Raw genomic sequence first — 8,352 nt, forward strand, 5'->3', positions numbered from 1 at the left:
GCATAACGGCTCCTACTTCAAGATAAAGTTCGTAACTTCTTTAATGACACGGCCATCGTCGCAATGGAACGTGTGCGTATCGCTACCGTATCCGTTGTACGTCGTGTGAAGCGTACCAGTGCAGACCGGATCGTCGCTTCCTACCATGTACAGCGTACCTTGTTCATCCTTGCCGACGCACATCCATACGATGAGCGCAATGGCAATGATGCCGAAAATCAAGTAAACGACACAGCCAAAGGTATCGTTGGGAATGTAATCATCATACATGTTGTTCCTCGTCTTTTTTAGGTTCCTCTGGATCCTTCGGAATAGGCATCCAGGCTTTCACAGCATCAAAATCTATCCAGAAGTCAGGATCGCCATCCACCTCGGTCTCTTTGAACCAAGCGTCCCAGCTGATGGGATGTCCGTCATAGTCGTCGGTGTCATCCATCGTATCCCAGCATCGAACCTCTACTCCTTTACTGCCATTGACGAAAACGTATTCTCCGCGTTCGGGTATCTTGAGCGAACACGGAATCCATGGCAACTGTTCTTCTACCGCCTTGCGGAGCTGTTCGACGAGAGCGGCGTTTTCACGTTCCAGCTGGTCTACACGTTGCCTCAAATACCGATTATCCTCGCGCTCGTCGAAGAACATTTCGAAATTGAGCCTCTGGTTGCCAGTAAGTTCAGCTACCTTCTCATCATATTCCGAAAGCTTGACGAACTGATTATTACGCAGATGGTCGTCTACTCCCCAGCCGACATTTTCGGCGTGGAATATCTCGTACGAACTGTAGATATGAGGCTTTGACATGGTTACCAATATAGCAAAAAGGCCGCCTATTGTCTAGGCAGCCTTCGTCAATTCTCCGTTCGATTACTTGATCGGCCTCTTGTAGCCGAACGTAGTCATGTCGTCTTCCTTCTTGACAGTCTTGTCGCCCTTCTTCTGCTCCTTGTAGTCGCAGCGGTGCTTGGCGATGGACTTGGACTCAATCTTTGTGATATAGGCTCCAGTGCCCATTGCGTGACCGTTCTTGGCCTTCACGTTGCCTTCCTTGTCTGTCAGCCAGTCAAGAACCATCTGGACAGTTCCGGCGTCCGTCACCTTGGCTTGGTCATTGAGCTTGTATTCGACGCGGAAGTCGTTCACGTAGTTGGCTTGCGTGGTAAACACCCAGAGGTGAAGGTTGTAGGTCACGTCATACAGAGGAATGTCGAGACCGTGCTTCTTGTAATCCTTCTTGAACTCGTCGGTGCAGTGTTCTTCCACATACTGTTCGACCGGAATTCCCTTCGTGGATGCGCCCACGATGTTGCCCTTGTCGTCGACTGGGATCTGGCCGTTCTTCACGATATCGTCAAGCGTAGCGAGTCCGCCAGTTGCAGAAACGCTCGGAAGCACGATGTCGATCTTGAAGCCGATGCCGATGGTCTCAGGCAACTTGCTGGAGTCCGGATCGGTGAACTGGATGCTGTACGGATTCTTGGAGTCGTACTTGTGGTCGGCATAGTATTCGTCAACCTTGTCTTGGTCAACCTTGGTGACTGGGTTGATGATGGAAATGTCGATATCCTTCGCCTCGGCCATGAATACCGCTACAGTATCGGCAGCCACGTTTCCAGCCTTGTCCACGTAACGACGGATGACGTAGTTCAAGCCCTTCTCAAGACGCTGCAGAGTAAGCGTATCCTGGGTTTCTCCGTTGACAGTCCACTCGACCTTGATGGCGTTCGTGTTGAAGTGTTCCATCGCGTTCGGCGTACGGATCTCAACCTTCGGCGGAATGTCGTCGAATACGATTTCGACTTCGGCAGAAGCCTTGTTGCCATACTCGTCTGTGTAGTCGTACTTGACCGTGTAAGCGACGTTTCCTTCCTTGTTCTTTACGACCTTCTTCTTGTCATCGAGGTCATAGGAGACCGTGGTGCAAGAATCAATGTTGTACGAAACATGGTAGTCGGAAATGCGCTGCCCAGTGAGGTTGTCCGTAGTGTAGGTAATCGTGACTTCCTTGCCGCCTTCGGTGGTCTTGTAGGACACCGTCTGCGTCGTGTCCACTGGTTCCATCGTCTTGGCATTGACGACCTTCGTGATAGTCACCTTGACGCCATCCACCTTGATAGTCTCGGAGACTTCCGCCAGACCGCCGCCTATGGGCGTAACTGTGGCATTGCTCTCGTCTACAAGATAGCTGTAGTCCTTGACGTGAGACGTCTTCACGGACACGGTATCAAGCTTGACGTCGATATCGAAGTGCTTTTCCGTCTTGTGGACGGTGTCCTTGACGGTCACTTGGAGAGAGTTGTCCTTCTTGTTCACATAGATGTGGTCGTCCTTCTTTTCCTCGATGGTGATGTAGTCGATCAAGGCCGTGGTATTATCGGTATTCTTGAGGATGACCACCGGAGGAGCGTCACTGAACAAGATAACCACTTGGTCGCAAGAAGTCTTCTTCTCGTTGCATACCTTGACCACGGTGTCCTTGTGGGTCGTCACCGGGATGCTGTCAACGATGCACTTCTTGTCCTCACAGATCTTGTAGTCGATCTTGTGGTCTGGATCGTTCGTCCTGATGGTGTCTTGCTTCGGCTGGTCATCTACCTCGGTAATCTCGGTCTTTTCAGGAACGTCGATGACCTTGATAACGACAGTGGCCGTGTCGGAGAACGCGCCGTCCGTAACGATGACGGTCACGGTGTCCTTGGTCTTCTTCTCGTAGTCATACGGCTGCTTGACGATGATTTCGCCAGTGGAGTCGATGCCGAAACGAGTAGTGTCGGTCACGGTGAACTTCGGAGTAGTCTTGTCCTCGTCCCAAGCCGTCACCTTGCAGCCAGTCGGCCCAGAGACATTCTCGGCGACGGAGCAAGTGGTGTCCTTCACATGGACTGGCTCGTTGATGTCAGTCACCTTCACCGTATAGGTCATGGTGTCGGCAGCGCCAGACGGATCGGATGCGATTATAGTCACCTTCACTGTCGGCGTCTTCTCGAAGTCGACCGGGTCGGTAAGCTTCAGTACGCCGCTGGAGTCGATGGTGAAGCCCTTCTCGACCACTTCGTACTTGATAGGATCCTTGTCTGGGTCAGTCGCCGTAATGATGCCAACGATGCAATTCTTGCAGTTTTCCGGCACGGTCAACGAATCGTTCGGCTGCAGCTTCGGCGGGTCGTTTACGTTGTTCACCTTGACCACGACGGTAGCGGTGTCGATGTTGCCGTTCACGTCCTCCACGAACACGAGCAAGGTATCGACCTTGGTCGTCTCGTAGTCGAACGGCTTTACCACTTCCACCACACCAGTAGTAGGATGAATATTATAATGTAGAGTATCACTTCCACTAAATTTAACAGGCTTTCCATCATCGTCCTCTCCAGTCACCTTGCCGATTGGGCCAGTCTGGCGTTCGTCAACGGTGAGCGTAGTGTCGTGCGCATGCACTGGCTCGTCCACGTCGTCGACGATTACCTTGACTTCAATCGGTATGATGAAGGTTCCGTCCGATACGTCGACCTTCACCAAGTAATCCTTCTTGGTCTCGTAGTCGAACGGCTTTGTGTTTGTAATGACCCCGTTCGAGTCGATCTTGAACGGAACGTCGTTGGTGATTACATACGTCAGCTTATTACCTTCCGGATCGACGCCGCTTACCTTGCCTACGGTGTCGATAACGTTCTCTGGAATATGGAACGTCTGGTTCTTGACAGTCGGAACCTCGTTCACGTCCTTCACGCGGATAGTCACGAAGGCGGTGTCGTAGAGAACGGTCGGCTGTCCAATGTCGGCCACCAATACCTTGAGCACGAACTCGGTGGTATCGGTCTCGTAGTCGAAAATCTTGGACGTGGTGATGCGGCCAGTCTTCGGATCGATGACGAAGTGGCTGCTGCCTTCCATGATGGAATATTCGTTCTTGCTATAGTTCGGATTTGTGTCCTCGTCGGTAGCCTTCAGAACGCCCACGATAGTCGGTATCGGAGTATTCTCGCTGAATACGAGAGTGGTATCGTTGAGTATCGGCTTCTCGTTGATGTCGATGACGGAAATGGGGATATAGCCAGTAATTGCCACGTCGCCAGTGTCCTTGACAGTCACTTTGATAGTGTCGATAGGAGTCGTCTCGTAGTCGACCGGAGTCAGCAGAGTAATGACGCCAGTGGTCTCGTCGATGGAGTAACGGCCAGTGAACGCGGAGTCCAGATAGAACTTCACTTCATCGGAATAGTTGACAATCTTTATGTTGTCCACAATACCAGTGTAGTTTTCCTTCTCGGTGTACACGGCGGTAGTGTCGAACGAGAGCTTCTTGGCCACATCGGCGTCGATAATCTTCACGCGGAGTTCGCCGTCCGTCTTGTTGTTCGGAAGGACAGCTCCAGACTCAATGGAGATTTTCAATACGAGGTAGTCGTTCGGCTCGGTCAATGTATCTTTCTTTACGTTTACCTTGATCTGCTCGGTGGGAACCTTCTTGCCAGTAGGGATGACTAGGGTCTTCGGCGAGTCGGTTCCACAGATAGGGAAATCCGTAACCATGTTGAAGTCATCGACAGTGACGCCGTCCTTCAGGTCAAAGCAGAACTTGAAGAACACGTCGACGGTCGCCGTATCGGAAAGCTGGATAGGGAGAACCACCGTAGAGTCGTTCTCGCGAAGGCCGCCGTCCTTGTTGAGCGTAGGGTCGATATCGAGCGTGTCCGGGTCATAGATGACGAAGTGGAAGTGGTCTCCCTTGAAGTCGTCACCGATGTACAGCTTGTTCGCAAGAAGCTGTCCAGAGAAGTCGAGGTTGCACTTCAGCGAGATTTCCGCCGTGCTGAGGAACGAACCTTGTATTGGCGTGTTGTCTGTATTTACAAACGAAATGTCGCCGTCGGAATAGATAAGCACGTTTCCACGGTAGGCGTCTTGCGGCAAGATGGAATCTCCGTTGGCCGTACGGTACACGACTCGGATGGACGTGTGGTTTCCGATCTGTAGGTCATGCACGAAGATACGAGTCAGACGACCGCCGTCTTGCATGCGGATGTACAAAGTAGCGCCTTCCTTGCCCGGTGCGTCCTTGCTCTCTCGGTTCAAGTGGATCTTGTTGTAATAGAGGTCATACTGGTCGGTTCCGTCCGGCACGTCGATGTAGGCGACGCCGTAGTTCTGGTCGATGATGATATCGTCTTGGTATCCGGTCGTCGGCCACGGAACCGTCGGTATGGACAAGTTAGTCGGTGCCGCTGGCACTTCTGGGCATGTACTGGTGAGAGTGCCTTGTGCGCGGTCGATACCAGTCTGTACGGCATTGGAAACCGCCGTATTGGCCAAGCATACGGTTCCGGCGAAGTAGTGTGCGCCATTGTCATTGCCAGCCGTCATTGACGTGGCGTGGATAGGGCCCGTGGTGAACTTACATCCGTCGCCAACGGAGATCGAACCGCCAGCGAGGGTCGGGCCACCGATTGACAACTGTTCAGCCGACGTGATGTCGTTGGCGCTACCGTTCCAGCCAGACTTGTCTGGAATGATGACACGGCGGCCCATAGTCAAGTAGTCGCGTCCGAAGAGCTTGTACTTGAGCATGTACTCGAATTCCTCTTGCTGCGCCTCGTGGTCGTCCGCCACCTTGTCGAAATGGAACGGTCTCAAGTCGGCAGCGAATACCGACATGGCCAGAGCGAGGATGAATGTCAACCAGTATTTCATGCGGTGTCCTCTTTGTTTCATATTGTTTACAATTTGCCTCTAGTTTATCGTTTTTGTAAGGGAAATATAACAAAAAACAAGCCGACTGTCAACCAGCGGCTTGTCTTATCGGAACCAAAGTTCGCGTTAATTCTGTTCAGCGAGTTCTTGCCAGTTCTCAACGATATGGATACGCTTCTCGACAATGGAATCGTAGTTGTTGAACGTGATGGTCAAGTAGCCCGGAAGCGGAACCGCGTTGCACTTTGCAGAATAGGGGTCGATCTGGCACTGGATGCCAGGGGCGACCGTCATGCAGAAGTCGTTGTCGGCAAGCCTTGCGTGAACCGATGCATAGTGGTGCAGATGGCCACAGAAGTATTCGGACGCATACTGAACCGCGTGATGGCAAACATCGATCGGCAGCATGTTGTCCTTCATGAATCGGTGGTACAAGTTCGGAGACTGGAACGGCTTGTGCGTAAAGATCATCGTCATGTCGCGCTTCCAATCCTTGTTGCGGTTTGCCATATATGCGAGTTCGGCGAGGGCCTTGTACGGTTCTCCGTTGCCAGAGTCAATCAAGACGATGGTTCTTGAACCTATATGAGCAAATTGGATGTGCTCGCCGGGCTTATCGAACATATCCTCGCGAGCGTTGTCAACGCCCATGCTGACGGCGGCCTTCGCAAGAAGCTTGCGGTTGTCGTGGTTGCCCGGTGTCACGAGAAGCTTGCCGCTAGATCCGCACAAACTCTTGGCATCGTAGAGAATGTCCTTGTACTTGAGGAGCTTACCTTCGTCAGTAAGTTCCTTGCCGCTTTTGGCGTTGTTAGCCGGATCGACATTTACCGTGTCGTCAAGCAAGTCGCCAGTGATGATGACGGCATCATATCCGCCAGTGATCTTGGCGTCTTTGAGGACAGCCTTCCACTGCTTCTTGGTGTCCAAGTTTCCTTCGTAGTCGGAACCGAGGTGGATATCAGAAAGTTGCAAAATCTTATAGGCCATGTTGTCTCCTACGGGTGTTTGATAAAGTCGATGTAGACGCTGATGATTGACTGGTCGTCATAGAGCGGATTGAACGCCCATCTGTACAAACTAACGAGCACCCCAATAATTAAATAGAACAAAATAGCAATGAGGCCAAAGAAAAGCGCTGCGATCGCAAGCAATCCAGCAATGATTGTTTCTAGCGGATGCAAGTTAGTCCACTTCTCCTTGCTTGCCTTGGGAAGCACGTCAGTTTCGCAGACACCCTTCCAGACTTCCGCGATGCCGTTGGACGGCTCGTACACGACAGCCTTCGGCTTCGCGCCTTCGTCAACCTTGAGCTGGAAGCACTGGACGTTTACGTCAAGTGTCGAATTGTAGTGAACTGCAGTATCGACACAGCAGAATACGATGAAACCGACAATGATTCCGATAACGTATGTGAAGATGTGTTTACGAGACATGTTTACTCCTTAGTGGCAGTGATCCAGTACATGGTGGCGTTCGCCAAACCGATACCGAGGACACCGATGACAACGCCAGCGGCGCACAAAATCAGCTTTTTCTTTGACATTCCTTTGTTCCTTCATGGCGTACCCTTTCCATCTTGTGGTACACCTTTGTATATTGTTTGATACGATCAGTGTCATTAGTCCGCTTGCGGAGCCAGTCGATCGTGGACTGGATGTAAGGTGCGTCGACCTTGTAGTTCGCGATCAGCGATTCCACGGTCTTGACGCAATTGCGTACGGCATCCGTAGACTGAACCCAGCGGAGAATGTCGGCGCAGAGATAGTCGAACGCTTCCGGATCGAGCCAGCCGTGGCGCAGCATCGTAGGACGGACGCCAGACTTTCCATACAGCGTATCGGTACACGGCAACAAGGTAGTTCCGTCACACCAGATTCCCGGCCAAGAGACTCTGTCGACGGCGCTGCAGCGTACGGAATACACGTCGCCTTGAAGATTGATGTGCTCCTGTTCCAAGCCTTCTCCCCAGCCGTCAGAGATCTGACCATCGAGAGTCTTTCGGATATCCAAGATGCACTGCTGCACGTCGAACGGCTTGTAGTCCGGATTGAACTTGATTTCGACTGCGACGAGCCAGCAGATGTACGGAACCGCGTTGTGGATGCAAGGCATCGGAACTACCGAATGTACGGCGTAGTTCTTCTCGTGGGTTTCCATGAGATAGTGCTCGCCGAAAAACTCGGCGATGTCGTCGAAATGCTTCTGGCACTTGACCGGAAGCGCGTCCAGAACGGACACCAGTTCTCCAGGGATGACGTAGCGCGGAGTTTCGCACTTCACCGTCATCGGAGAGTAGAATCGGATGATCATGTGTAGTCCTTTTCGACACCGTGCATGCAGTAGGTGTCCATTTCGAGGTGGCAGTTGACGCTCACGACGCGAGACTTCAGCTTGTTGTAGAACTCGGTATAGAAGTTGTCGAGGTCTTCAACCGTGTCGAGGTTCTTGGGACTGTCCGGAAGGTCGGACATTTGCCCTACGACTTTGGCACACTTGGTTTTTGTGTCATAGCTGATCGTGAACAATCCGTGGTACGGCTCTTCCGTCGCACCATAGGAAAGCGGCTCGGCGATGTCCACCATGATTCGTCCAGAGGACTTCATCATGTTGAACGACGGCCACTCAATGTTCTTGACCTTGTTCTGGAAGAATTCGCGGAACAG

At 52.1% G+C, this 8,352-nt stretch carries 7 protein-coding genes; all 7 read right to left on the bottom strand.

Annotated elements, in window-relative coordinates; all coding sequences use genetic code 11:
* Positions 1-12: 12 nt before the first annotated feature.
* Positions 13-270, bottom strand: coding sequence for a hypothetical protein (locus tag ACJMM9_RS13560; protein WP_405327988.1), 258 nt, complete (start codon positions 268-270; stop codon positions 13-15).
* Positions 263-802, bottom strand: coding sequence for a hypothetical protein (locus ACJMM9_RS13565; protein ID WP_405327991.1), 540 nt, complete (start codon positions 800-802; stop codon positions 263-265). Before ACJMM9_RS13565 ends, ACJMM9_RS13560 begins: the two co-directional genes overlap by 8 nt.
* A gap of 63 nt (positions 803-865) precedes the next feature.
* Positions 866-5,686 carry a cadherin domain-containing protein gene (locus ACJMM9_RS13570; RefSeq protein ID WP_405327992.1) on the bottom strand — a complete coding sequence of 1,607 codons (4,821 nt, stop codon included), beginning with the start codon at positions 5,684-5,686 and terminating at the stop codon, positions 866-868.
* A gap of 126 nt (positions 5,687-5,812) precedes the next feature.
* Positions 5,813-6,676 carry a metallophosphoesterase family protein gene (locus ACJMM9_RS13575; protein ID WP_405327995.1) on the bottom strand — a complete coding sequence of 288 codons (864 nt, stop codon included), beginning with the start codon at positions 6,674-6,676 and terminating at the stop codon, positions 5,813-5,815.
* 8 nt (positions 6,677-6,684) lie between these two features.
* Entirely contained in the window at positions 6,685-7,122 is a 438-nt protein-coding gene (locus ACJMM9_RS13580; RefSeq protein ID WP_405327998.1) for a hypothetical protein, read from the bottom strand.
* A gap of 91 nt (positions 7,123-7,213) precedes the next feature.
* A complete protein-coding gene (locus ACJMM9_RS13585; protein ID WP_405328000.1) occupies positions 7,214-7,999 on the bottom strand; it encodes a hypothetical protein in 786 nt (261 codons plus the stop codon).
* Positions 7,996-8,352 (bottom strand): hypothetical protein (locus ACJMM9_RS13590; protein ID WP_405328002.1); only part of this gene is annotated, 357 nt, incomplete at its 5' end. The genes ACJMM9_RS13590 and ACJMM9_RS13585, both read right to left, overlap by 4 nt.

Source organism: Fibrobacter sp., assembly GCF_045112255.1.
Classification (GTDB): domain Bacteria; phylum Fibrobacterota; class Fibrobacteria; order Fibrobacterales; family Fibrobacteraceae; genus Fibrobacter.

Coding starts and splice junctions, on each gene's coding strand:
- ACJMM9_RS13560 (WP_405327988.1), bottom strand. CDS start 270: ATGTATGATGATTACATTCCCAACGATACCTTTGGCTGTGTCGTTTAC.
- ACJMM9_RS13565 (WP_405327991.1), bottom strand. CDS start 802: ATGTCAAAGCCTCATATCTACAGTTCGTACGAGATATTCCACGCCGAA.
- ACJMM9_RS13570 (WP_405327992.1), bottom strand. CDS start 5,686: ATGAAATACTGGTTGACATTCATCCTCGCTCTGGCCATGTCGGTATTC.
- ACJMM9_RS13575 (WP_405327995.1), bottom strand. CDS start 6,676: ATGGCCTATAAGATTTTGCAACTTTCTGATATCCACCTCGGTTCCGAC.
- ACJMM9_RS13580 (WP_405327998.1), bottom strand. CDS start 7,122: ATGTCTCGTAAACACATCTTCACATACGTTATCGGAATCATTGTCGGT.
- ACJMM9_RS13585 (WP_405328000.1), bottom strand. CDS start 7,999: ATGATCATCCGATTCTACTCTCCGATGACGGTGAAGTGCGAAACTCCG.